Raw genomic sequence first — 25,694 nt, 5'->3', positions numbered from 1 at the left:
GATCCGCTCGGGCGTCAGCCGACGATGGCGACCGGCGCGTCCCAGGCGTCGCGGTCCACGGTGATCGTGTAACCGCCGCGGGACTCCTTGCTGTTGACCAGGTACTGGTGGCCGCGGCTGTGGTCGGTGTACTGGGTGGCGCCCCACGGCCAGTCGGCGGTGGTGGTGTCCTGCTTGTCCCACAGCGCGTACCAGAGGTTGCCGGGGAGGTCCGTCCTGTCCGTCGCGGTGGCGACGGCCTTGGCGCTGGAGCTGGTGAAGCCGTAGTAGCCCGCCCGGTAGACCTTGGCGCGCAGCGTCTTGGTGAAGGAGCGGACGTACGTCAGCACGGCGTCGTTGCACGCCTTGTTCGTGATGTCGTACGGCTCCATGTCGAGGTAGACGGGGCTGCCGGCCTTCATGCCGAGCGCGGAGGCCTTGGCGACGGCGTCGGTGGCGTCGGTCGCGCCGAGGGAGGCGGCCGTGGTGGCGGTGAGCTTCTCGGGGTTGGAGCCGGTCTGGCAGGGCGGCTGGGCGCCGACGTAGATCGGGATGAGCTTCCAGCCGACGGACGTGACCGACTTGACCCAGGAGGCGGTCAGGTTGGGCTGGGCGCAGCCGCGGTTCCTGCCGCCGACGTAGACGGCGGCGGCGCCGTAGTAGCCGGTGTGCCAGGCCTTCATGGCGGCCAGGGAGGGCGCGGCGCAGGTGTCGAAGGCGCGGCCGGTGTAGGTCTTCTGGGCGGGCCAGGTGGTGGCCGCGAGGGACTGCTGGGCGGCGATGCCTCCTCCGGCGACGACGGCCGCGCCGGCCACCGCCCATGTGAGGTATCTGCGTTTCCTGGACTGCCGGTGCTGAGCCATCTCCACCCCGCCTGTTCGTTGGTCCGTGCGTTCGTCGCTCGAAGCGGATCGCACGCTATCCCGGGGCGGTTCCGGGATCGGGAAAAGCAGGCCTCGCATAGCCACAAGATTCGCTCATGTCCCAGTAAAGAAAGAGGGATCCGGCATGGGCGGGACGTGCCCTGCTCTTGCCCTCTGCGCGACTGGGGGCGGGACATGAGCATGGGGACGACGGGTATGGCGACGGGGCCGCACAGACGGCTGGAGGCGGGCTGGTTCCAGCGTGCGGCCTGGGCGGCCCTGGGGTGGTGTTCGCTGGGTCTGCTGGTGTGGGTGCCGTTCCTGTACGTGGCGATCCGGCGCGGGCACTCCTCGGACTGGGCTGCCTTCGCGGCGTTCGCCCTGTACGAGGTGCTGACCCTGCCGTGGGCGCTGATCACGGCCGACGGGGAGGGGGATCCGTTCCTCGGTGTCGCCGTGCTGGTGTCGCTCGCGGTGGCGACGTGGATGCTGCTGTTCGCGGTGTTCGACAGGAAGGCGCCGGCGGCGTACGGGGCCGCCGGGCAGCCGTATCCGTATCAGCAGGGGTATCCGTACGGGCGCTGACGCCGGTCACGCGAAGCGTGTGATCACCTCCCACTGGAAGTCGACGAAACGGGCGCAGTTCTCGCTGTCCCGTTCGGAGTCGAGGACCTCCTGCGGGAGGCCTTCGGTGTGGAGGACGGCCTCGTAGCAGGCGGAGAGGATCTCCAGGACGGAGTCCGTGTCGAACTCGGTGGCCGCGCAGTCGTGGAACAGCGACAGCGCGGCCACCAGTGACGGGGTCCCGATGGCCGGGTCGGTCTCCGCCAGGGCGTACAGGCGGCCCGAGATCTCGTCCGCCTCGGCGCGGTCCAGGCCCTCCGGGCGGGCCGCGGCGAGCACCGAGCGCACGGATCGGACGGTCTCCTCGGCGAACACCTCGTCGAACGAGGGCCGGAAGAACCCGAGGGAGCCTCTCAGCACCTCCAGACAGACCTCGCCGCGCGCCCGCGGGCCGATCTCTTCGAGGACCTCGTCCCAGTCGCCCGCCCGCACGTCCCACAGAGTCATGTCACCCGTCCCGCCTCGCCGGAGCCGTTCGTGTCGTCATCGGTCCCACGGGGCCACGCGGGACTGCTCGAAGAGTTGCACACCGGGGAAGTCGTCGGCTCTCGCCGCGCAGTTCTGCCGGTCGGGTCCGCAGGCCGGCCGGGAGGCGACGACGGTGCCCTCGCCCTCCAGCGTTCCGTCCTCGATCGCGTTGAAGAGGATCTGCTCGGCGTCGGTCTGCAGGCCCTGTCCCTGTGGTCCCCGGGTGATGTAGTCGACGCCGGAGATCCGCCGGTATCCCATCGCCTTGGCCAGGGCCTTCAGGGCCACGGAGGCGCGGTTGTTGTTGGTGGAGTACACCAGCTCGCCGCCGAGTTCGCCGGTGGCCACCGTGGTGCCCTGGTCGGCCAGCTTGTTGCCGTTGGTGGGCGGGTTCTGGAGCTTGGAGATGTTGGCGTCGTGCAGCGCCTGCGCGTCGTCGCCGAGTTGCTGCGGGGTCTTGCTGCCGCCGGTCGGGCAGGCCGCCGCCGACACCAGGCTGACGTCGGTGTTGTGGACCAGGACCGGCGTGCCGCCGGCTTCCACGTAGTAGGTGTGGAGGGTGCCGATGGTGAGGTCGTAGGTGGTGGTGTGCGCCTGGTAGAGGCGGACGCCGGTGACCTCGGCCGTGCCGGACGGCGTCTGGAGGACGTCGCCGGGCCGCAGGTCCTTGGCGTCGACGAAGGCCGACCGGGTCTCGTCGTAGAAGGGGTGGTGGAACGTCGTCGTCAGGTGGGCGGCCGGGTCCGTGGGGTGGGCGGCCGCCGTGTCGGTCGGGTGGGTGGCCGGGGACGTCGGGTGGGGGGCCGGGGCGGTCGTCGCCGCCGTCACCGCCGCCGCCGGGACGGTCCGGGTGCCGTCGTCGGTGCCCGGGTGGCCGCCCGCCGCCAGGGCGCCCAGGACCGCGGCCGAGGCCGCCAGCCCGAACGCCGCCTTGCGGACGGCCTGGCGGGCCACCGACGCGGCCGTCCTCTTGATGGCGAGGTCGACGAAGTCGTGGTCGGTCCGGGTCACGATCACCGCGGTGACCTGGTGTGCCTCCACCTTCCGGGTGCCCGGCACCGAGTCGGCGACCGTGTCGCCGACCTTGACGCGGTCGATGGGCTTGGCGGTGCCGTCGGCCAGCAGCACCCGGGTCGCCCCGGTGAAGCTGTGCGGCGTCGGGCAGCCCGGGTCGCCGCCCGCGTCGTCCGAGTGGGACTGGGATCTCGACCCCGCGCCCTCCGACTCCGCCCGCGCGGCGGCCGCCTCCGTCGCGTCCGTGGCCGCCGTCTCCTCGGCCTCCGCCGCGCCCTTGCCGAACAGCCCGCCGACGACCTTCATCGCCTTGGGCGCCGCCTTGGCGAGCAGCTTGCCGCCGATCTTGCCGAGGGCGCCGCCGGCCGCTCCGGCGAGGGCGCCGGTCACCGCGGCGCCCGCGAAGGCGGACACGTCGCAGTCGTCGCCGCCGTTCTTGGCGCAGGCGAAGCCCTGCTCGACGAGCGAGCCGACCGCGCCCGCGGCGGCCGCGCAGCCGATGGAGCCGACGCCCGCGGTCAGGGCCTCGCAGCCCGCGAAGACCGCGGTGGAGACCACGAAGGAGGTGATCGCGGCGGCGTGGTGCTTGACGAACGTCGCCGTCGCCTTCGCCGCCTTGACCGTGGCGTGGTAGGCCGTCCTCGTCGCGTGGGCGACGGCGTGCGCGGCCTTCCTCACGGCGTGCGTGACCTTCTTCGCCGCCTTCTTCACGGTGTGCACCACGCGGTGCACGGCGTGGGACACCTTGTGGTACGCGGAGTGCACCGCGTGGACCACTCTGTGGTACGCGCGTCTCACATGGCGTGCCGTGTAGTGGTAGACGCGGCGCACCACCCGCACGGTGGCGTGGTAGACGTCCCGCACGTGGTGCACGACGCGGTGCGCCGCGTGCTTCACGGCGTGGACGACCCTGCGGACCACGTGCTTGACCGCGTGGTAGACCTTGTGCGCCGCGTGCCGGACGGCGTGGCTGACCTTGTGGACGGCCTTCTTCGCGCCGCACACCACGTCGTACCAGGAACAGTTGCCCGATTCGTCGGTGCCGGCCAGCGGGTTGTCGTCGACGTAGGCGAAGGGGTTCGCCGACACCGAGTTCGGGACCGGGCTGAGCGACAGGCTGTCCTTGTTGAGGAAGACGCCGGTGTCGGGGTTGTACCAGCGGGAGGCGGTGCCGACGTCGCCGGTGCCGGGCTCGGTCCAGCCGGACTGGAAGCCGAGGTGGCCGGTGACGGTGTCCGTCGGGGAGACGACCTTGCCCAGCGGGTCGTAGGAGGCCGAGCCGGCCAGCGTGGTGGCGCCGGAGGTGAAGGAGCCCACCACGTCGGCGTGCTGGTCGGTCAGGGCCAGCACCCCGGTGCCGCCGCTGTCCTTGACGCCGACGAGACCGCCGGCGGGGTCGTAGGTGTAGGTGTCGTCGCCGTCGGAGGCGATGGTGTTGCCGGCGCCGGAGTAGGCGAAGGTCCGGGTGGCGCCGCCGGCCTGGCGGTCGGTGATGTTCCGGCCGGTGGCGTCCAGGGTGTAGGACTGCTCGCCCGCGACGATCTGCCCGCCGAACGCGTCCGTCCGGTAGGCCACCGTGCCGCCGGCCGTCGACGACTCCTGTGTCATCGTGCCGCGCGCGGAGTAGGAGTAGGTGTGCGTGCCGTCGGAGGTGAGTTCGTCGCGCGCGTCGTAGGTGTAGACGTCGGCGCCGTTGCGGACCCGGTTGCCGGAGGCGTCGTAGGCGTACGTCGTGGTCTTCGTGCCGTCGTTCCACGAGGTCAGACGGTCGGCCCAGTCGTAGCTGTACGTGTTGGCCGAGGCGCCGGACACGCCCGTGGTGGTCTTCGACGTCAGGTTGCCGTTCGCGTCGTAGCCGTAGGCGAAGCTCGCGACCGTGGAGGCGCCCTGCACGAGCACGTCGTTGGTCAGCTCGTGCTCGCTGTTGTAGGTGAAGGTGCGGGTCTGGCCGGTCGAGCCGTACTTGACCGACTTGAGGTCGTTCAGCTGGTCGTAGGTGTAGGTCAGTCGGGTGCCGGTGGCCGGGTCCTGGAGGGAGGCGAGGCGGCCGGCGGTGTCGTAGCCGTAGGTGGTGGTGCCGGCGGCGTCGGTGCGGGAGGTGACGGCGCCGTCGTCGTCGTAGGCGAAGCTGGACGTGCCCGCCGAGCCGGACGTCGTGAGCAGGTCGCCGCGGTCGTCGTAGGTGAACGCGTCGTGTGTGGCGTCCTGGTGGTCGACGGCGCCGGTGACGCCCGCCTCGTCGGTGTCCGCCGACAGCACGCGGCCGTCGGCGTCATAGGTGAAGCCGCGGCGGGCGGTGGCCGCCTCGGCGCCCGTGCCGGACATGGACGTCAGCCGGCCGAGCGCGTCGTACGTCATCGTCGTGGTGACCCCGCCGGGCAGGGTCGCCGTCGTCATCTGCCCGTCGGCGTCGTAGGAGAAGGTCGTCGTGGAGTCGGCGGCCGAGGTGTGCTGGTCGGTCGTCGGCTCGATGATCTTCTCCTGCTGGCCCCACGGGGTGTAGGCGTAGCGCCAGGAGTTGCCGCGGCCGTCGGTGAAGCGGGTGCGGTTGCCGGCCGCGTCGTAACCGAAGCTCGTGGTGATCGAGGTCGACGCGTCGACCGGCTGGATCTCCTGGGTGATGGTGCCGGCGGCGTCGTAGGTGAAGCGGCTGGTGTGGCCGCGCGCGTCGGTGGCGGCGACCAGGTTGCCGACGCCGTCGTAGCTCTGGGACGTCGACCACAGCTGGGTGTTGTTCGCGTCGTATCCGCGGGTGGCGACCGGGTCGCCGTCGGCGTCGTAGTCGGTCTGGGTCCAGGTGTTGTCGGCGAGGATCGTCTTCTGCTGGTTGCCCTGGAAGTCGTAGGTGTAGCGGGTGGTGTTGCCGGCGCCGTCGGTGACGGAGGTCAGCTCGCCGGCCCGGTCGTACCCGTACGACGTGGTCACCCCGCCGGGGGTGGTGACGGAGGAGGCGTGCGCCCCGTAGGGGTTGCCGGTGGTGACCGCGTAGGAGGTACGGGTCGTCAGGGTCTTGGTGGAGGGGTAGCGCTCCAGGGTGGTCGCGGTGACCTGGCGGCCGAGGTAGTCGTAGGTGGCCTGGGCCTGGGCGCCGGTGGCGTCGGTCGCGGAGGTCTGCTCGCCGTCGGGGTCGTAGACGGCGTGTGTCTTCGAGCCGTCGGGCGCGGTGATCTGCGCGATGTTCCCCATCTGGTCGTACAGGTACGACGTGGTCCTCCCGCCGGGGGTGGTGACGGAGGTCTGGTTGCCCTCGCTGTCGTACGTCCACACGGTGGTGCCCGCGTCGGGGGTGGAGGCGCCCGCCGGGGTGTAGGAGGGGAGCGTCTCGGAGACCTTGTCGCCCTCGGCGTCGTAGACGGTGGTGGTGACCAGGCCGTCGGGGTCTTCCTCCTCCACGGCCTCGCCGAAGGTGTTGAAGCCGCTGGTGGTGACCGGGCGGACGGTGGCGGCGGTGGTGCCGTCGGGTTCGGCCTGGACGGCGGGCGCGGTGGTGACCGCGAGGTTGCCGGCCTCGTCGTAGGCGTAGTCGGTGGTGTGGTGCTCGGCGTCCGTCATGGACGTCGGCAGGCCGCGCTGGTCGTAGGTGTAGGTGGTGGTCCGCGCGTCGGAGGAGCCGACCGTGCCGCCGGTGCGGCCCTTGCCGTAGAGGGAGTTCACCTCGGTGGCGGACAGCGCCCGCTGGTAGACCTGCACGTCGCCGACCGAGCCCGCGACCACGTCGGAGGTGGTGCCGCCGGCCGTCCGGGTGCCGCCGATGGACAGCGGTCCGGTGCCGGTCCACGGGGAGGTGTTGGTGGCGGAGCCCGCCTGGGCGCCGTTGACGTACAGCTTCATCGAGCCGTTGCTCGCGTCGAACACGCCGACCAGGTGGGTCCAGGTGCCCAGCGGTGCGGCCGTGGAGGCGGTGGCGTCGGAGAACGCGGACGGGGAGGTGGTGTCGGAGCTCGCGGCGTGGAAGCGGAAGGCGTTGTCGGTCTTGGAGTACTGGAGGTAGAAGGAGGCCCGGTTGGTGCCGCCCTGGGCGACGAAGGTGCGGAAGGTGGAGGCGTCGGTGAGGTTCACCCACGCGGAGACCGTGTAGGAGGCGGTGGTGTCCAGGACGGGCCCGTTGGTGGCGATGACGTCACCGGTGCCGGTGGTGGAGCCCGCGAACTTCGCCGCGTCGTCCGCCCAGGTCACGCCGGCGCCCGCGGTGGCGGTGTTGCCCGTGCCGGACGAGTCGGTGACCGAGCGGCCGGAGGTCTGGTTGAGCTTCCACCAGCCCGCCGGGTGCCCGGAGGCGTCCCCGTACAGCGTCTCGCCGATCAGGTTGCCCATGTCGTCGTAGCTGTTGGTGGTGGTGCGGTCGTAGCCGGAGGCGTCGTGGTCGTTCTCGGAGGCGACCTGGTCGTCCGGGGTGTACGACACGGTCGTCACGCGGTCCACGCCGGTCGGGTCCAGCTCGGTGGAGGTGGTGCGGGAGGCCGCGTCGACCGTGTACTTGGTGACCGTCTCGCCGTTGTCGGTGGTCGACTGGACGAGGTTGCCGGCCGCGTCGTAGACGTCCGACTCCAGGACGTAGGTGCTGGTGCCGTCGGAGCTGGTCCGCTTCACCGTCGCGGTCAGGCCGTCGTCGGTGTAGGTGTACGCCGTGGTGTTGCCCATGGCGTCGGTGACGGACGCGAGCCGTCCGGCCGGGTCGTAGGCCCGGGAGGACTCGGTGAGCAGGGTCGCGGTCTGCGGGTTCACCGGGTCGCCGGTGTACATCAGACCCTGGGTGAGCAGGTTGCCGTTGTCGTCGTAGGTGTAGCGGGTCTCGGTGCCCGCGCTGGTCACCTCCTTGGTCTTGTTGCCGGAGGTGTCGTAGGTGTACGTCGTGGTGTTGCCGTTGCTCGCGCCCTCGGCCGCGTTGGCGTCGGACTCGGTCAGGACGCGGTCGTAGGCGTCGTAGGTCCAGTTCTGGGTGCGGGCGTGGTCGCCGCCGCTCGCGTCGGCCACGGTCTGCGAGGTGACGTCGCCGTCGTCGTCGTAGACCGAGGTGGTGACGGCGGCGTGGGTGGCGCCGGTGACGCGGTCGGTGAGTTGCGGGTCGTGCTCCTCGGTGACCTGGCCGGCGGCGTCGTACGTGTAGCTGGTGGTCAGCCCCGCGGGGTAGGTGTCGGAGACGACCTTCTGGGTGCGGACCTGGCCGAGACCGTCGTAGGTGTAGGAGGTGACCAGGCCGATGGCGTCGGTGGTGGAGGCGACGTCGCCGTTCTTGAAGTAGGAGACCTGGTTGACGGCGCCGCCCGGGCTGATCGTCCGGACCGGCAGGCCCTTGGGCACCACCCCTCCGTCGGCGGAGGGATAGGCGCTCGTTCCGTCGCTGTAGACGGTGGTGGTCGTGCGCCCGTTCGGGAAGCCGGGCACCGCCGGGCCGGTGATGGCGGTCTGGTTGCCCGCCGTGTCGTACGTGTACGAGGTCAGGTAGGTGGTGTCGGTCGCGGAGGCGGACCTGCCGTCGCGTTCGGTCAGCAGCTGGTCGTTGCGCGGGTCGGCGGTGGTCAGCCGGTCCGTGGTGTCGTCGGGGTAGTACGTGTAGTACTCGGTGTCGCACTTGTTCGCGGCCTGGTCCTGGCAGGATGTGGAGGAGACCACGTTGCCGCGCACGTCGTGACCGGTGATCGTCATCGCCCCGTTGGGGTCGGTCACGGTGTGCTCGAAGCCGGCCGTGTCGTAGCCGAAGCTGGTCCGGTTGCCGAGGCCGTCGGTCTCGGTCAGGGCGCGGTTTCCGTTGGTGACGTCGTAGGTGTACGTCAGCGTCGAGGTGGTCGGGGAGGTCACCTTCACCGTCTCCACGGGCAGCAGGCCGGTGGAGTTCTTCGCGGCCTCGTCCTGCTCGGCCACGTCCCCGGCGGACAGCTGCGAGCGGAACAGGGCGACCTCGGCGATGGAGCCCTTGAACCAGGTGGCGTAGCCGGTGTTGCTGGTGGAGCTGGTGTGGCCCTCGTCCGGCCAGTTGCCGCCGTTGAAGCCGGCGCCGACGTAGGTGTAGGTCTGCCCGGTCATCGCGGCGGTGCCCGTCTGGGTGCCGACGAGGGTTCCGTCGAGGTAGAGGGACTGGCTGGTGGCGCTGGTGGCGAGGACGACGTGGTGCCACGCGCCGTCGGTGACGGCGGCGGCGGAGACGAGCGGCTTGGTGGAGCCGCCGGAGAAGTAGAACTCGCCGTGCAGCTTGCCGCTGCTGCCGACATAGAGGACGGGTGTGTAGCCGCTGGCCGTCGTGCCGGCGCTCAGCGGGTCCTTGGACGCGCCGAGCAGGACGCCGTTCGCGGTGGTCGTCTTGAACCACAGGCTCGCCGACTGCGCGCCGGAGCCCGGGATCGAGCCGCTCGGCAGGGCCAGGGAGGAGGTGGAGCCGTCGAAGCCGGCGGCCTTGTGGTCGCTGAACGGGCCGGTCGCGCCGAGGGTGACGGCGCTGTAGGTGCCGTTGCCGCCGCGCACCTCGTCCAGGGCCGCGGAGGCGCCGGCGGCCTCGCCGAGCCGGAAGTACTCGCTGGGCGCCCCGCCGAGGACCGCGCCCCGGTAGGTGTCGCTGGAGCCGGCGACGGTCGGCGCGCCGAGCGTCCAGGTACCGCCGTTCTCGTCGGTGAGCTGGGTGAGCGCGGTGGTGTCGGTGTCGTACGTCATCGCCGCGTACGTCTTGCCGGACGGCCGCTTGACCGAGTTCAGCAGGCTGCTGCCGTGCGTTCCGTACGTGTAGAGGGCGTTGACGTCGGCTGCGACCAGCGGCCGGGCGTACCAGGCGACGTCCGCGATCGAGCCGTTGAACCAGGTGGCGTAGCCGGTGCCGTCGGTGGTGGAGGGGTGCGGCTGGTCGGGCCAGGCGCCGCCGAGGAAGCCGGTGCCGAGGTAGTTGAACGACTGGTTCTTGCCGAAGGCGGTGGCGCTCTTGATGGAGACCGTGCCGGTGCGGGAGCCGACCTTGGTGTTGTCCAGGTAGAGGGTCTGGGAGTTGCCGGCGGCGGAGAGCACGACGTGGTGCCACCTGCCGTCGGCGACGGAGGCGGCGGAGACGATCGGGTTGACGCCGCCGCTGTACCAGAACTCGGCGTTCAGCTTGCCGTCGGTGCCGACGTAGACGGACGGCGTGTAGAAGCCGGCGGCCTGGCCGGAGCCGATGGGCTGGGAGGCGTAGGAGTAGAGGACGCCGGGTCCGGCCGACGTCTTGAACCACAGGGAGATCGCCCCGGAGTCGGTGTCGTTGCCGAGGTTCTTCGGCAGGGCGATGTCGGAGGAGGTGCCGTTGAAGCCGGCGGCCTTCGCGGCCGAGCCGGTCAGCGGGCCGGTCTGGCCGAGGGTGACGTTCTCGTACGTCGCGTTCGTGGTGCCCTCGTTGGCGAGGACGGCGTCCTTGGCGGTGGTGCCGGTGGTCTCCGACAGCGGCCAGAAGGTGTGCGGGTCGAGGTCGAGGGCGGCGTTGCGGTAGCCGGACCCCGAGGTGTAGCCGTACGTCGTGCACTTGGTGGTCGACAGCGGCGAGCACACCTTGGTGAGCTGGTCGCCGGTGTAGCCGTACGTCCAGGTCTGGGCGGTCGTCGTGTCGCCGGGTGTGACGGGGTCGGTGACGACGGTCGCCACGTGCGCGGCGAGCGCGCCGGTGGGGGTGGACCAGGTGAGGGTGAGGGAACGGCCGGAGACCGCGGAGGTCATTTTGGTGATGTGGCCGCTGGTCCAGGTGAGGGTGAGGGCGCGGCCGTCGGCGTCGGTCACCGAGGTCAGTCCGTAGCCGCCGGACCCCAGGGACTGGGTGAAGGCGTAGAGGGTGTCGTCCTTGTCGGTGAGGGTGTAGCCGCCGGTGACCGCCTTGAAGGTGGCGAAGCGTCCGCTGCCGGGGGTGAAGGTGCCGTCGCTGTTCCTGCCGTAGCCGGCCTGCGAGCCGTCGGGGTAGGTGACCTGCACGTCGGCGACCGCGCCGGACGCCGTGTACTGCTCGGTCGCCCTGGCGTCGAAGATGCTGGACCAGCCGGCGCCGAACGCGCCCGTCCAGCGCGGGTCACGGGAGTTGTAGTCGCGGTCGACGTCCAGGGACGGGCCGACGGTGGAGACGGAGGCGTCGGTGTCGGAGGTGGTGTAGTTGCCGATCGACGCGTCGAAGCCGTGGTCGCTGCTGTTCTGGGAGAGGCCGGAGGTGATGACGGCTTCGGGGACCTGCACGGACAGCTCGTACGGGTCGGCGGGCGAGTAGAGGTTGGTGGCGGAGTCGTACGCCTGGACGGTCCAGGAGTAGTTCTTGCCCCAGGCGAGGTCGCCGGCCGGGACGGTCCAGTCACCGGTGGAGACCAGGCCGGAGTCGGCGACCTTGGTGCCGGCGGCGTCGTAGACGCGGAACAGGTACTGGTTGGCGCTGCCGCTGGTGGAGTTGGCGCCGCCCGCCCAGGCGGTGAACTCGGGGGTCGTGGTGTTCACGACCGCGTTGTCGGCGGGGAACTGCTCGTAGAGCTGCGGGGCGGTGTTGCCGGTGTAGGTGACCTCGATCCAGGGGCCCTTGCCGGGATCGTTGAAGGAGCCGAACTGCTTCCAGTGCAGGGCGTCGGTGGTCGCCGCGTACACCGCGAGGCCGTGGTCGGCGGTGGTGCCGTCGAACCAGCCCTGGATGGCGGAGGTGGACAGGGGGACGCTCACCCAGTCGCCGACGCTGCGGTCGCCGCCGGTGTTGGCGCAGGCGTTCGGCACGCTCGGGGTGGCGTTGCCGATGGATGAGCCCTTGGAGGGGCCGGGGTAGGCGGTGACGCCCTCGGGGGTCCAGGCGCTGGTCACCAGCGCGACGTCGAAACGTTCCGGCGCCTGGCAGGTGGAGGCCCAGGTGTCGAACAGGTGGAGGGTGGCGGCGGTGACGGTGGCGCCCGAGCCGTCCCAGGCGGTGTCCCAGTGGTTGACGAAGCTGTTCGCGGAGTGGGTGCCGGAGTCGTAGGAGCCGACCTTGATGGTCTGCTCGTAGGAGTGGTCACCGGGGGCGCCGGACTCGGCGTAGGTGGTGGTCCAGCCGTCGGAGACGGTCGGGTCGACGGTGACGGGGAAGACGCGGTGGCTGTCGTGCAGCCAGGCGCTGTCGAGGGTGAGCCTCAGCGCGTAGCCGTCGCCGTCCCTGACGAGTTCGGTGGTGACGGCGTGGGTGGTGGCCGGGTCGCCGGAGCGCGGGTCCACCCGGGAGTCGTAGGCGTAGGCCGGGGGGATGCGCTCGACGGACTTTCCGGAGGCGTCGATGAGGTCGATCCAGCCGGTGCCGGGGTCCTGGACGGGGGTGAGGCCCTGGAGGGTGAGGGGGAAGGTCCAGCTGGTTCCCGCGTCGGCGGAGTCGAGGACGACGGACTCCTTGACGCCGGTCGCGGTCGGCCGGAGCTTCAGGTCGGTGGCGGGCAGGACCTGCCCGTAGGTGACGGTGGAGCCGTCGGCGGTGCCCGTGACGGGGGCGGCGCCCTTCAGGGCGTAGGCGACGCGGTGCTTCGTGTCGGTCGCCAGGGAGGCGAGCGCGGGGTCGGTGGCCCGGGCGGCGAAGTCGACGGTGAGGTTGTTGGCCTCCTCGTGCCAGCGGCCGTCCGGCCCGGCTCTCACGTCCACGTCGATCGGCGCCCATCTGCCCTTGCCGACCTGGTAGTTGACGGGCGTCTGGGAGATCCGGCGGGTGACGGAGCCGTCGGCGTTGTCGTAGACGGTCTCGGTGCGCGTGGACTTCGTCGCGCTGCGCTTGCTGGTCTTGGCGTTGTAGCCGGCCGCGCCGGCGCTGCGGCCCTGCGGGGTGGCCGGCTTGTGCGCCTGGTAGGCGGGCAGTTCGCCCTTGCCCTTTCCGGGGGCGCGGCCGACGCCGCGGTGGGCGTCGGTCGCGGCGGCGGGCACCTGGTGGCGGTGGCCTGCCGCGGTGCCGGACCGCTGGTGCGGCAGCTTGCCCCACTGCGGGTCCGTGAACCAGGACGCCAGGGAGGCGAGGCTGAGGGACGGCAGCTCGACGCTGCCGAGTTCCAGGCCCTCCGCCATGGCCTGATCCGTCGTCAGCATCAGGGCGAGGGTGGTCAGCACGAGCGCGGCCACCGCGCGCAGCGCACGACGGTGACGACGTGCGCCGCCTGGGCGACGGCGACGGCTGAGCGGCCGGATACGCAGCACGGCGAGGACTCCAACGATCGGTGAGCGACACGAAAGCGCGCCGATCCTGCCCTCCGTGGACGACCTGTGGACAGCCTTGGGGAGCGTTCTTGCACCTGACTTGACCAGCTCTTGCTGAACCTGACCGTTTTACCGGGGTGCTCCCGTTTGCGTCCGCCGCACTCCTTTGCTGAGTCATCGATCCGGCCACACCGAGTCTTCATGCTCGGGGTGATGCCATGGACGAATCATGCAGTTCGTTGCCTGGCGCGGCCTACAGGGAGTGCCGCATCCACACGTTGGGTTCGACGTAGACGGCGTGGTCGCGCTCCGGCTCGCAGCGCACCGGCACCAGTGCGCCGGGCACCTCGACGTCGCCGCGCGTGTCGAAGGGCAGGCCCGTCCAGCGGCGCCACTCCTCCAGTGAGGCGGCCACCGTCATCGACGCCGGCGCCACCCTCTCGATGCTCGCCCCCGCCCGCGCGTGCACGCGCAGCCACGGGTCGTACGGCAGTCCGTCGTCCCGCACCCGGTGCGCGTACTCCTCGATCGGGGTGTGCGGTTCCAGGTGCTTGGCGTTCGGGCGGACCGGGGCGACGACCTCGCCGAAGCCCTGCGCGCGGGCGTTGTCCCGCATCGCCGCGAGCATGGTCCCGGACAGGCCGAGGCCCTGGGCGTGCGGGGCGACCACGATCGAGATCGCGCTGACCGTGTCGGGCCGCACGCCGCGCCGCAGGTCGGCGAAGGCCCACACCAGCACCTGGTCCCAGCCCCGGGCCGGCAGCTCGCCCCGGCCCTCGGCGTGCAGGGCGAAGGGCACGCTGTAGGCGTGCGCGAGGACCTCGCCCTGGTCGTTCTCCGCGAACAGCACGTGCTCCGGCAACTCCACGGGGATCCGCCCGTAGTGCGCGTTGCCCACCGGGTCCTGGGTGGTGAACTCCGGCCAGCTGTCCGGCATGTCGAGCACCGGGCCGAGCATCTCGGGGCGTTCGGCGAGGGAGGAGACGTGGAGTTTCATGGGGTCACGGTAGGTGTGGGGGTGTGGGGGTGGGCAACGGGTTTTGGGAACGGGTTCGGGGAGCCGGGTGGTGCCGCGGCGGGGGCTGAGCCCGTGCCGCTGTGGCAGCCGTCCCGCTCACGCCCCGGAGGTGAGCCGGTCGCCGAGCGGGCTGCGGCGGTACAGGACCTGTCGTCCGTCGCGGGCCCGGGCGACCAGGCCGGTGGCGTGCAGCACGCGCAGGTGCTGGGAGACGGCGCTGGGGGTGACCCGGAGGCGGCGGGCGAGCTCCACCGTGGGCAGCGGCTCTTCGAGCAGTGCGAGCAGTCTCGCTCGTGACGCGCCGAGCAGCGACACCAGGGCGGTGTTGTCGGGCGGTGGAGCCGTGTCCCACAGGGTGGCCACTCCCCGGCAGGGATAGACGAGGCTGGGCGGCTCGTCGGGGCTGACGGGGGGCGCGGGCTTGTGCGCGAACACGGACGGCAGGAGCAGCAGCCCTCGGCCGGACGCCCGCACGCGGTGACCGCTGATCATCTTGTCGATGCGCAGCTCGCCGCCCTGCCAGCGCAGGTTGGGGTGCATGTCGGCGAAGAGCAGTCGGGCGCCTCCCAGGGCGAGCCGGCGGGCGCGGTAGGTCATGTCGGCTTCCAGGACCAGCCGCATCCGCGGCCACATCGGCTCGACGGCCACCTCCCAGTACTGCCTCAGGACGTCACAGATGGCGTCGCGCAGTCCGGTGACACGCCGGTCGTCGGCCAGGGCGTCGCGCAGGGCGGTGGGCAGCGGGTCGGGGTCGTGCGCGAGCAGCAGGTCGTGACGGACCTGAGCGGGGCGGGTCCGGCGGACGGCGGCGAGTTCCTCCTCGAAGGCCGGGGCGAAGCTCGTCGGATTCGGGGTGAGGAAGTCGGGGAGGGTGCGCCGCTGGGCGACCAGGGACATCAGCAGAGCGGTGTCGAGCGCGCCGAGTTCGCCGAGCACGGACCTGCGCCAGGGCAGGTGCAGCGCGGAAAGGCCCGGATCCCTCAGCACCCGCAGGCTGAACAGCGTTTCGTGCAAGGGGGAGAGCGCGAAGCGTGTGTCCGCGAGGTCCTCGACACCGAGCACAAAGCTGATCATTAAGCCATACGCTACATCGGTTGGCGGCGGCCCGCCGCTGCCGTGGACTTCCCTCCATGACACGGACAACTCGTGACTCCACCCACGCGTAAACGCGCGGGCTTCCTGCGTCGGTGGCTAGGCCACGTCGCAGAGGGCCAGCCCGGCCCTGTTGAGGACGTTCACCGCGCCGACGTGGTCCGCGTTCGCCGCGAACCCGCATCTGACGCACTGGAACTTCGCTTGGGTGGCGCGGTTCTCCTTCGCGACATGCCCGCATTCGGGGCACGTGCGGGAGGTGTTGCGCGCGTCCACCGGGACCACGAGGCGACCGGCACTCTCAGCCTTGTTCGCCAGGATCCCGAGGAACTGCGCCCAACCCGCGTCGAGGATGCTGCGGTTGAGCCCGGCCTTCGCGGCAGCACCGTTCGGCAGGAAGCCGCCGGGCTGCTCGGGGCCGGCCTTGAGGGCGGGGCTCTTGGTCATGCCCGCTGTGTTCAGCCGCTCGTGCGCGATCACGTCGTGGTCGGTGATCAGCGCGCGGGCGCTCTTGTGGTGGAAGTCGGCGCGCTGCCGCCGGATCCTGGCGTGCAGCTTGGCGACCTTCCGGGCGGCGGCACGATGTGCCTTGGTACGCCGCTTGGTGCGCTTGGGGAACGTCTCGAGGTGCCGCTGTGCTTCGGCCAGGTCGCCGGCCGCCGCTTGGAGGAAGCGGGGGTTGGCGATGTGTTCGCCGCCGGAGGTGGTCAGGAAGTGGGTGACGCCCATGTCGATACCGACGATCGCCCCGGTGGGCGGCAGTTCCTCGGCGGGCACCTCGCCGCAGGCGAGTACGACGTACCAGCGGTTGCCCTCGCGCTTCACGCTGATCGTCTTGACGCGGCCTTGTACGGGCCGGTGCCGGTGCACTCGGATGTGCCCGACGCCTTGGAGGCGGACGCGGGTCTGCGGGTCGTGGGGCGTGCTGTCCCAGCGGCAGCCGTCGCCGTCCTTCGGGAAGGTGACGGTGTCGAAGTGGCCGACGCCCTTGAAGCGGGGGTAGCCCGGTGTCTGCCCGGCCTTGACGCGGCGGAAGAACGCGGCGAACGCCTTGTCGAGGCGGCGCAGGGTGGCCTGCTGGGAGGAGAACGACCAGCGGCCCTGACGCTCGGGGTCGAACGCCCGGATCTCCTTGAGCTGCGCGGACTGGTCGCCGTAGCGGACGGTGGCCTTCGAGGTGTGCCGGTAGGCGTCCCGGCGTTCCTGCAACGCCCCGTTGTAGAGGGAGCAGTGGTCCCGCAGCATCTCGCCCAGCGCGACCGTCTGAGGGGCCGTGGGGCGCAGGAGGAACTTGTACGCGCGGATCACGAGCCGTCCCCCTTCTTCCACGGGCGTTCCCACTGGGTGTTGATGTACTTCTCGACCGTGGCCGCCGACACGGCGCCGACCGATGCCGCGAAGTATGACGACGACCACAGCGTGGCATCCGCGACTTCAGGTGCGGGAATTCCTCCCGCAGCACGCGGGAGGTGAAGCCCTTGAACTGGTTCGCCACGTACGAGGCCGATGACTTCGGGTCGTGCTTGACGAAGAGGTGGACGTGGTCGGGCATCACCTCAAGGGCGATGATCTCCCACCCGCGTTCGTCTGCCTTCTGCCGGATCAGCTCCTCCAGTCGTTCCGCGACCCGCCCGCCGAGGACCGGACGGCGGTACTTCGGGCACCACACCACGTGGAGCCCGAGGTCGTACACGCCGCCGGAGAATCGGCGAACCTTCCTGGTCACGGTCACGCGATCCCTATACACGCGCCGCAGGTCTAGTGCGGCAGAAAGGTGGGCTCAGGTGAACAGTGCAGATCCGTGCGCACAGTTAAGGCCAGAGCAGGGCTCAGAAGCCATTCCCCACCCCCCGCTGAAGCGGGGCGTCCCCTGGCTAGGTCTTGATGGGCAGCGCACCACGATCGCCACCTACGCGGCACGCGACACCTGCGCGGCACGCGGCGCCGGCGCGGTGGTGGTGGAGCGTCCGGCGGTCGACGGCCGACGGTCTGGCGATCGGTGTGAGCTGGTGAGTCCCGAGGCGGGGTCCGTCGCCGGACGGGTCGTCCATGTCGCAGACGGGCCGGTGGACTGAGCATGGGCCGCCGGACGACCTTGCTGCTGGCCATGACCTGCGCGGTGGCCGTGGGCAACATCTACTTCCCGCAGGCGGTCGTTCCCCTGGTCGCCGCCGGGCTGCACACGTCTTCCGACGCGGCCTCCCTGGCGGTGACCGCCACCCAGGCCGGTTACACCGCAGGGATGTTCCTGCTGGTTCCGCTCGGTGACCGGCTCGCGCACCGCTCGTTCCTCGTCGTCCTGCTCTGCCTGACCGGTGTGGGTCTGCTCGCCGCGGGCTGCGCTCCCACCCTGCCGCTGCTGGTGGCGGCCAGTGCCTGCGTCGGCCTCACCACGGTGGCCGCGCAGGTGGTCGGCCCGCTGGCGGCCGGGCTGGTGGCCGCCGACCGCCGCGGCGCGGTGCTCGGCACTCTGCTGAGCGGGTCGATCGGCGGCATGCTGCTGGCCCGCACCTTCGGCGGGGCCCTCGGCGAACGGCTGGGCTGGCGGGCCCCCTACCTGGTGGCCGCCGTCCTGGTGCTGTGCCTCGCGGGCGTCCTGGCCCGCGCGGTGCCCGCCACCACCCCGTCCTCGCGTCAGCCGTACCCGGCGCTGCTCGCCGCGGCGCCGCGCCTGCTGCGCACCGAGCCGGACCTGCGACGCTCCTGCCTCTACCAGGCGATGGTCTTCGCCGGATTCTCGGCCGTGTGGACGAGTCTGGCGCTGCTTCTCACCGGCCCCTCCTACGGCCTGGGCGCCCACGCCCTGGGACTGCTCGCCCTGGTCGGCGGCGGGACCATGCTCTGCACGCCGCTCGCCGGACGGCTGGTGGACCGCCACGGGCCGGACGCGGTCAGCCTCGTCTGCATGCTGGGTGTCCTCTTGTCGGCTGCGGTCCTGACCGCGGGGACCTTGGGCGGCGCGCCGGGGCTGGCCGCTCTGGTGGCCGGCACGCTGCTGCTCGACATCGCCATGCAGTCGGGCATGGTCGCCAACCAGGCCCGGATCTACGCCCTGCGTCCCGACGCCCGCAGCAGGCTCAACACCGCCTACATGACCTGCGCCTACCTGGGCGGCAGCGCGGGCTCCTGGCTCGGGGTGCGCGCGTACGGCCGGGTCGGGTGGTGGGGCGTGTGCGCGCTGGTGACGCTGCTCACCGGCTTCGCCCTCGCCCGCCACCTGGTGGCGCTGCGCGGCCGCGGGCCCCGAGCGACGGGCAGCCGGCCACCGGCCGCCGTCCGGGATCAGCCGGTCGGCCCTCGCGCGGACCGCCCGTAACGCTCGTCGGTCAGCCGCCGCACTGACGCAGCATCATCTGCTTGTCCGGTGCGGTCACCGGCATCTCGTACTTCAGGGCGACCTGCGCGAACCGGACGGCGTAGGCGCACCTGATCCGTTTGTCGGGCGGCAGCCAGGAGGCGAGCCCGGAATCACCTTTGGCCGAGTTGGCCCGCCCCTCGACCGGCATCAGGTTGAGCACGTCGTTGGCGAGCTGCTCACGCTTGCTCTCCGGCCAGCGCGACGCACCCATCTGCCAGCTGTACGACAGCGGCACCACATGGTCTATCTGCACCTCGGAGGCCTGCTGCTTGCGCCACTCGATGGTCGTCCCGGTGTACGGATCGTGCAGCGTCATCGCGATGACCACGCAGTCCGAGCCGGCCCGGAAACGAAGGTCGCGACCGTCACGGCGAAGGAGATCGTTGCGGGTGTCGCACCCGTTCCTCGCGAGCGGCACCCCGTCGGCCGTGTCCATCCAGGCGTAGCCGAACTCGTCCCGCTCGTAGCCCGTCTTCGGTCCCCGCTTCTTCGTGTCCACCTCCTCGATGAGCTTGCGGGCCGCGGTCTGGTCCGCATCCGTCGTCACGGGCGCGAGCCCCGGCTTCGTACCGTCCGGATTCTTCAGTGGGCTGACGGCCTGCCCGTCCGAGGCGGTGGGCCCGGATCCCGCCGAGGAGTCCGCTTCGCCGAGACCCTCGCATCCCGAGACCAGGAGCACGGCGGCTGCCGCCCCTGCCGCCGCACGGAGGAACCGTGTGCCGCTCCCAGCGCCCGCCGGCCCGACGCCGACGGCCGCCCCACCCCTCAGACGCCTCACGCGCCCCTCCCCTGCCTGGCCGTTGCCGGACCGCCGTCATCCCGCACAGGGCGCTTTCCCCTGGCGGACTCGCCTACACGGTAAGTGAGGGGGTGGCCGGTGACGCCGGGGAGGTTCAGACCACCATCGGCCACAGTGGGCATGCTTCACAAGCCGGGCATATCGTCGGTGGAGAGTCACCTCCGGAAGGAGCTCTCGATGGGCATCTTCGACAAGCTCAAAGGCCACGGGCGGGACAAGGCGAAGCGCATGTCCGACACCGCGGAACAGAAGGCGAACGAGAGGACGGGCAACAAGCGCGAGTCCCAGGTCGACTCCGCCCAGCAGCACATGCAGCGACGGCTCGGCATGGAGGACGAGCAGCGGCCGCCGGAGCAGCCGTAGCGGCGGCGCGGCGCGCGGGACTCCCGGAGACGCGGACCCCCGGAGACGCGGACTCACGGAAACGCGGACTCCCGGAGCGCGGACTCCCGTGGGCCGACCGCCGACCCGGGCGTCGCAACGCCCTGGCGTCAGACCTTGCCGATCCCCAGCGTCGACTCCGAGGGCAGCAGGCCTGAGCCGATGACCGCGACCCAGTAGTCGCCGAGCAGCGCCGCAAGGCGTTCGCAGGCCTCCGGGCCGAGGGCGAGCCAGGGTCCGAGGGCGAGCCGGTCGGTGGCCTCCTCGACACGGCGGCGCAGGTCACGGCCCGCCTCCGTGGCCGTGCCGTCCGCGTCGAGCAGGCCGCGCGCGGCCAGGCGGTCGCTTGCCGCCGTCCACTCCTCGGGCGTCCAGCCGCGGCTCGCGAAGCGCTCGACGGACGCGGCGCCTATCGCGGCGAAGGACACCAGCGCCTCAGCGGGGTCGAGGCCGGCGGTCAGCAGGGCGGCGAGGTGGCCGTCGCCGCGGTGCTCCCGCAGGATCGTCGCCGCCTGCCACAGCTGGAGGTGGGGCTCCACCGGCCAGTCCAGGGCGGCGTTGGCCGCGGCGAGGGGGCGTCCGGCGAGGTCGGCCGCCTCGGCGGCGCGGCGGGCGAGAGCGGCGGCCTCCGCCAGCTCGGGGCTGTCCACCCCGTCGCCGAACAGTCGGCGGTAGGTGCGGTCGACGCCCCGCAGCCGCGCCGCCAGCACGGCCTGCGGCTCGGCGATCCGCCACGCCCCGTCCATGTGCCGGGCGACCATGCCGGGCTGGAAGCTGTAGAAGGCGGACGCCACCGCCGTACCGCCCACCGGGCCCAGGGGCGCGGCTCGCAGCGGGAAGTAGCTGGGCCAGCGGTCCTCGGTGGGGTATCCGAGGGCGGCGGCCTCCTCGGAGACCTCGGGCGCGTAGTAGAACACCGCGTGCAGCGGTTCCAGCAGGTGCCACAGGCGGCGCGCCCGAGCCGGCGGCATCGCGCTCTCGGGACCGGCCTTCCCGGTCCCGTCCACGCCCTCGACCTGGTCGTTCGCCTGGATCCGGGTGCTTGTCTGTTCGGTCATGACGTTCCCCCTCGCCATATGCGGCACCGCACCGCGCGGCGCACGCTCCGCACAACTTGACAACGACAAGATTGCCTCACCCCCGTCAACTTGTCAATGGCTAGATACGGCGTAGGATGCTGTCCATGAGCGACCGTCCCTACCACCATGGCGACCTGCGCCGCGCCATCCTCGGCGCCGCCCTCGACGTCATCGCCGCCGACGGGCCCTCCGCGCTGAGCCTGCGCGATCTCGCCCGCCGCGCCGGCGTCTCGCACGCGGCTCCGGCCCACCACTTCCGGGACCGCACCGGCCTGCTGACGGCGATCGCCGCGGAGGGGTTCGGGCTGCTCGCCGCCGCGACGGCGGAGGCGTCCGACCTCAAGGACGCGGGCGTGCGTTACGTCCGCTTCGCCCGCGAGCACCCCGCCCACTTCCAGGTGATGTTCGCGCCGGACCTGCTGCGCGCCGACGACCTGGAACTGACCACGGCCCGCACCCTGGCCGGCGACGCCCTGCGCGCGGCCGTCGCCCCCGTGCGCCCCGAGGACCACGGCACCGACGCCCGCCTCGCCGGGGTCGCCGCCTGGTCCCTGGCCCATGGATTCGCCACCCTGCTCCTGAGCCACAACCTCGACGACGCGGTGGGCGGCCGTGACCCCGAGGAGATCTTCCGGACCCTGGCGGGCCTGCTCTTCCGCTCCAGCTGACGGTTCCGGCCGACCGTGCTCGGCCTTGACGTCGGCGTCGGGGTTCGAGGATCGGCCCCATGAGCGGCCTCACCCGCACAACGACCAGCCCCCGTGTCGTCGTGGTCACCGGCGCCGGCACCGGTGTCGGCCGCGCCACGGCCCCGGTCCCGGCGAGGGGCGCGGCGCGGCGCGGCGGCCCACCGGCTCCGACACCCCTGACAGCGCCCCCGACACCCCCGGCAGCGCCCGCGAACCCCGCTACGACCCCAGCACCGAAGCCAGGAACTCCCCCACCCACCCGAGCAGTTCCCGTCCGACCAGCGGCTTGCCGCCGACCTTCGCGGTCTTCGGGCGGGGAACGAGGACCTGATGGACCGTCGGCTTGATCACCGAGCCGGGGTACAGCCGCTTGAGCCGCAGCTCCTGCGACTCGCGCAACTCGACGGGCGCGAAACGGATGTTGGTGCCCTGGAGGACGATCTCGGCTACGCCGCAAGCGCGCGCGAGCATCCGCAGGCCGGCCACCAGCAGCAGGTTCTCCACCGGCTCGGGCAGCTTGCCGTACCGGTCGACGAGTTCCTCGCGTACCGCCTTGATGTCCTCCTCGGAGTTGGCGGAGGCGATGGCGCGGTAGGCCTGGAGGCGCAGCCGCTCGCCGGGCGCGTAGTCGTGCGGGACGTGCGCGTCGACGGGCAGCTCGATCTTGACCTCGAGCGGCGGCTCCTCCTCGATCTCGCCGGTCTCCAGCTGGCGCCGGTAGTCGGCGACGGCCTCGCCGACCATACGGACGTACAGGTCGAAGCCGACGCCCGCGATGTGCCCGGACTGTTCCCCGCCGAGCAGATTGCCCGCGCCACGGATCTCGAGGTCCTTCATCGCCACGTACATGCCCGCGCCCATCTCGGTGTGCTGGGCGATGGTGGCCAGGCGCTCGTGGGCGGTCTCCGTGAGCGGCTTCTCCGGCGGGTACAGGAAGTAGGCGTAACCGCGCTCGCGGCCACGCCCGACGCGGCCGCGCAGCTGGTGCAGCTGGGACAGGCCGAAGGTGTCGCCGCGCTCCACGATCAGCGTGTTGGCGTTGGAGATGTCGATGCCGGACTCGACGATCGTCGTCGAGACGAGCACGTCGAACCGCTTCTCCCAGAAGTCGACGACGACCTGCTCCAGCGCCGCCTCCGACATCTGGCCGTGGGCGGTGGCGATGCGGGCCTCCGGGACGATCTCGCGCAGCCGGGCGGCCGCGCGGTCGATCGACTCGACCCGGTTGTGGATGTAGAAGACCTGGCCCTCGCGCAGCAGTTCGCGGCGGATGGCGGCGCCGATCTGCTTCTCCTCGTACGGGCCGACGAAGGTCAGCACCGGGTGCCGTTCCTCCGGCGGGGTGGTGATCGTCGACATCTCGCGGATGCCCGTCACCGCCATCTCCAGGGTGCGCGGGATCGGGGTGGCGGACATCGTCAGCACGTCGACGTTGGCGCGCAGCTTCTTCAGCTGCTCCTTGTGCTCGACGCCGAAGCGCTGCTCCTCGTCGACGATGACCAGGCCGAGGTCCTTGAACTTCGTCTCGGACGAGAACAGGCGGTGGGTGCCGATGACGATGTCCACGGCGCCCTCGCGCAGGCCCTCCAGGACCGCCTTGGCCTCCGTGTCGGTCTGGAAGCGGGAGAGCGCCTTGACGCTCACCGGGAACTGCGCGTACCGCTCGCTGAACGTGCCGAAGTGCTGCTGCACCAGCAGCGTCGTGGGGACGAGGACGGCGACCTGCTTGCCGTCCTGGACGGCCTTGAACGCGGCGCGCACCGCGATCTCCGTCTTGCCGTAGCCGACGTCGCCGCAGATCAGGCGGTCCATCGGGACCGACTTCTCCATGTCGTCCTTGACCTCGGCGATGGTGGTGAGCTGGTCGGGGGTCTCCGCGTAGGGGAACGCGTCCTCCAGCTCCCGCTGCCAGGGCGTGTCCGCGCCGAAGGCGTGCCCCGGTGCCGCCATCCGCGCGCTGTACAGCTTGATCAGGTCGGCCGCGATCTCCTTGACGGCCTTCTTCGCGCGTGCCTTCGTCTTGGTCCAGTCCGCGCCGCCCAGCCGGTGCAGGGTGGGGGCCTCGCCGCCGACGTACTTGGTGATCTGTTCCAGCTGGTCGGTGGGGATGTAGAGGCGGTCGCCGGGCTGGCCGCGCTTGGCGGGGGCGTACTCGACGACGAGGTACTCGCGGGTGGCGCCCTGCACGGTGCGCTGGACCATCTCGATGTAGCGGCCCACGCCGTGCTGTTCGTGGACGATGTAGTCGCCCGCCTCCAGGGTGAGCGGATCGATGGTCTTCCTGCGGCGCGCGGGCATGCGGGCGCCGTCCTTGCCGGCCGCTTTCTGCCCGGACAGGTCGGTCTCCGTCAGGACGGCGAGTTTGAGCGCCGGGTCGACGAAGCCGTAGTCGATGGAGCCGCAGGAGACGTGGACCAGCGACGGGGACAGTTCGGTGAGGTCGGTGTCCAGGCGGGCGGCGACGCCCTCCCCGCCGAGCACCTCGACGGTACGGACGGCCGTGCCGTGTCCCTCGGTGACGAAGACGACGCGCCAGCCGTCGGCCAGCCAGCCCTTGGTGTCGGCGAGCGCCTTCGCGGTGTCGCCGCGGTAGGTCTCGGGGGCGTGCATGCCGAGCTGGAGGGTGTCGGCCTCCGGTTCCAGGTCGGCGGCGAACGGCGACACCGACCACCACATCATGTCGAGTTCGCGCGCGCGGTCGCGGACGTCCGCGATGGACCACAGGGAGGCCGCGCCGACGTCGATGGGCGCCTCCCCGCCGCCCGCGGTGGCCGCCCAGGACGCCTGGAGGAACTCCTGGCTCGTGGCGACGAGGTCGGCGGCGCGCGTGCGGACCCGCTCGGGGTCGCAGACGACGGCCATGGCGCCCTTGGGCAGCACGTCCAGCAGCAGTTCCATGTCGTCGACCAGGACGGGCGCGAGGGACTCCATGCCCTCCACGGCGATCCCCTCGGCGATCTTGCCGAGCAGCTCGCCCAGCTCGGGGTGCTGTTCGGCGAGGGCACGCGCGCGGGCGCGGACGTCGTCGGTGAGGAGCAGTTCGCGGCAGGGCGGTGCCCACAGCCCGTGTTCGGCGACCTCCAGCGACCGCTGGTCGGCGACCTTGAAGTAGCGGATCTCCTCGACGTCGTCGCCCCAGAACTCGATGCGCAGGGGGTGTTCCTCGGTCGGCGGGAACACGTCGAGGATGCCGCCGCGTACGGCGAACTCGCCGCGCTTCTCCACCAGTTCCACGCGCGCGTAGGCGGCCGCGGCGAGGGCTTCGACGATCTCGTTCAGGTCGGCGGTGCCACCGGACCTGAGGGCGACCGGCTCCAGGTCTCCGAGGCCCTTGACCTGCGGCTGGAGCACGGAACGCACGGGGGCCACGACGACGGAGACGGGGCCGGTCTCGGGGTCGTCGGGGCTGGGGTGGGCCAGGCGGCGCAGGACGGCGAGGCGGCGGCCGACGGTGTCGCTGCGGGGGCTGAGGCGCTCGTGCGGGAGGGTCTCCCAGGAGGGGTACTCCACGACGCCGTCGGGGGGCAGCAGGGAGCGCAGGGCGGCGGCCAGGTCCTCGGCCTCGCGGCCGGTCGCCGTCACGGCGAGGACCGGGCGGCCGGTCTCGCGGGCGAGGGCGGCGATCGCGAAGGGGCGGGCCGCCGGGGGGCCGACCAGGTCGACGTGCGTGCGGTTGCCGTCGGCTGCCGCCGGGATCGCTTCCGCGAGGGCGGTGTCCTTGACTACGGCGTCGAGCAGACCGTGCAGGCTCATTCGGGGGCGGCTTTCGTCCAAGGGGCGGGCATCATCGGGCAAGTCACGGGTCAGGGGCGGAGAACAAGCGGGTGGCACTCGTCGTCGGACATCACGAACCGCCCGACGCGCGTCGCGGGCCGGGGGTCCATCCAGCCTACGACGCCCGGCGGGCGGGCGCCGGGCCTGTGGATAACCCTCCGGGAACCCCGGGGTGTCATCCACAGGCCCGCCCGCAACGGAACCCGGCCCCGACGGAAAACCGGGCCCGCCCGCGACGGAACACCGGCTGGCCCCACGGCGGAACACCGGCCCCCTACGGAACACCGACCGGCCCGCGACCGAACACCGGCCCTACGACGGAAAACCAGCCCCGCGACCGAAAACAGCCCCCCAACGGCAAACGGGCACTCCGACGGAAACGGCCCCCAACGGCAAACCGGCCCGCGACGGCAAACCAGCCCCAACGGCAAACCGGC

Annotated in this window: 13 protein-coding genes and 1 pseudogene; 4 read left to right on the top strand and 10 right to left on the bottom strand. The window is 71.7% G+C overall.

Annotated elements, in window-relative coordinates:
* Positions 1–14 precede the first annotated feature (14 nt).
* Positions 15–842, bottom strand: a complete 828-nt coding sequence (locus ALMP_RS01190) for a glycoside hydrolase domain-containing protein (RefSeq protein WP_264923990.1) — start codon at positions 840–842, stop codon at positions 15–17.
* 201 nt (positions 843–1,043) lie between these two features.
* On the opposite strand from ALMP_RS01190, the gene ALMP_RS01185 reads away from it, so the two are divergent.
* Entirely contained in the window at positions 1,044–1,427 is a 384-nt protein-coding gene (locus ALMP_RS01185; protein ID WP_264923989.1) for a hypothetical protein, read from the top strand.
* Between the two features lie 6 nt (positions 1,428–1,433).
* Here the strand turns inward: ALMP_RS01185 and ALMP_RS01180 are convergent, their stop codons facing one another.
* The 6 genes and pseudogenes from ALMP_RS01180 to tnpA form a co-directional block, all read right to left on the bottom strand.
* A complete protein-coding gene (locus ALMP_RS01180) occupies positions 1,434–1,913 on the bottom strand; it encodes a hypothetical protein (protein WP_264923988.1) in 480 nt (159 codons plus the stop codon).
* A gap of 36 nt (positions 1,914–1,949) precedes the next feature.
* Positions 1,950–12,992, bottom strand: coding sequence for a LamG-like jellyroll fold domain-containing protein (locus ALMP_RS01175; RefSeq protein ID WP_264923987.1), 11,043 nt, complete (start codon positions 12,990–12,992; stop codon positions 1,950–1,952).
* A 328-nt stretch (positions 12,993–13,320) separates the two neighbouring features.
* Positions 13,321–14,064 carry an N-acetyltransferase gene (locus ALMP_RS01170; RefSeq protein WP_264923985.1) on the bottom strand — a complete coding sequence of 248 codons (744 nt, stop codon included), beginning with the start codon at positions 14,062–14,064 and terminating at the stop codon, positions 13,321–13,323.
* Positions 14,065–14,181: 117 nt separating this feature from the next.
* Positions 14,182–15,159, bottom strand: a complete 978-nt coding sequence (locus ALMP_RS01165; protein WP_264923984.1) for an ArsR family transcriptional regulator — start codon at positions 15,157–15,159, stop codon at positions 14,182–14,184.
* Between the two features lie 117 nt (positions 15,160–15,276).
* On the bottom strand, positions 15,277–16,485 hold the full coding sequence (locus ALMP_RS01160; protein WP_264923983.1) for a transposase: 1,209 nt from the start codon (positions 16,483–16,485) through the stop codon (positions 15,277–15,279).
* A pseudogene (gene tnpA / locus ALMP_RS01155) lies at positions 16,482–16,903 on the bottom strand (IS200/IS605 family transposase). Before tnpA ends, ALMP_RS01160 begins: the two are co-directional and overlap by 4 nt.
* 351 nt (positions 16,904–17,254) lie before the next feature.
* Between tnpA and ALMP_RS01150 the strand changes: the two are divergent.
* Positions 17,255–18,493: an MFS transporter gene (locus tag ALMP_RS01150; RefSeq protein WP_264923982.1), complete on the top strand. Its 1,239-nt coding sequence runs from the start codon at positions 17,255–17,257 to the stop codon at positions 18,491–18,493.
* Between the two features lie 10 nt (positions 18,494–18,503).
* Here the strand turns inward: ALMP_RS01150 and ALMP_RS01145 are convergent, their stop codons facing one another.
* Positions 18,504–19,214 (bottom strand): HNH endonuclease family protein, encoded by a 711-nt coding sequence (locus ALMP_RS01145; protein ID WP_264923981.1) that lies wholly within the window; start codon positions 19,212–19,214, stop codon positions 18,504–18,506.
* Between the two features lie 297 nt (positions 19,215–19,511).
* Here ALMP_RS01145 and ALMP_RS01140 point away from each other — a divergent pair, with 297 nt between their 5' ends.
* Entirely contained in the window at positions 19,512–19,697 is a 186-nt protein-coding gene (locus tag ALMP_RS01140; RefSeq protein ID WP_264923980.1) for an antitoxin, read from the top strand.
* A gap of 128 nt (positions 19,698–19,825) precedes the next feature.
* Here ALMP_RS01140 and ALMP_RS01135 read toward each other — a convergent pair whose 3' ends face one another.
* Complete coding sequence (locus tag ALMP_RS01135) at positions 19,826–20,686, bottom strand: hypothetical protein (RefSeq protein ID WP_264924112.1); 861 nt, start codon at positions 20,684–20,686, stop codon at positions 19,826–19,828.
* Positions 20,687–20,898: 212 nt separating this feature from the next.
* On the opposite strand from ALMP_RS01135, the gene ALMP_RS01130 reads away from it, so the two are divergent.
* Positions 20,899–21,462, top strand: a complete 564-nt coding sequence (locus ALMP_RS01130) for a TetR/AcrR family transcriptional regulator (protein ID WP_264923979.1) — start codon at positions 20,899–20,901, stop codon at positions 21,460–21,462.
* 240 nt (positions 21,463–21,702) lie between these two features.
* Here the strand turns inward: ALMP_RS01130 and mfd are convergent, their stop codons facing one another.
* Positions 21,703–25,236 (bottom strand): transcription-repair coupling factor, encoded by a 3,534-nt coding sequence (gene mfd, locus ALMP_RS01125; protein ID WP_264923978.1) that lies wholly within the window; start codon positions 25,234–25,236, stop codon positions 21,703–21,705.
* Between the last annotated feature and the right edge of the window lie 458 nt (positions 25,237–25,694).

The sequence above is a fragment of the Streptomyces sp. A012304 genome (genome assembly GCF_026008495.1).
In the GTDB taxonomy this organism is placed as follows: Bacteria; Actinomycetota; Actinomycetes; order Streptomycetales; family Streptomycetaceae; genus Streptomyces.
The sequence above is the reverse complement of the archived record's forward strand: the minus strand, read 5'-3'. Positions and strand labels throughout refer to the sequence as shown.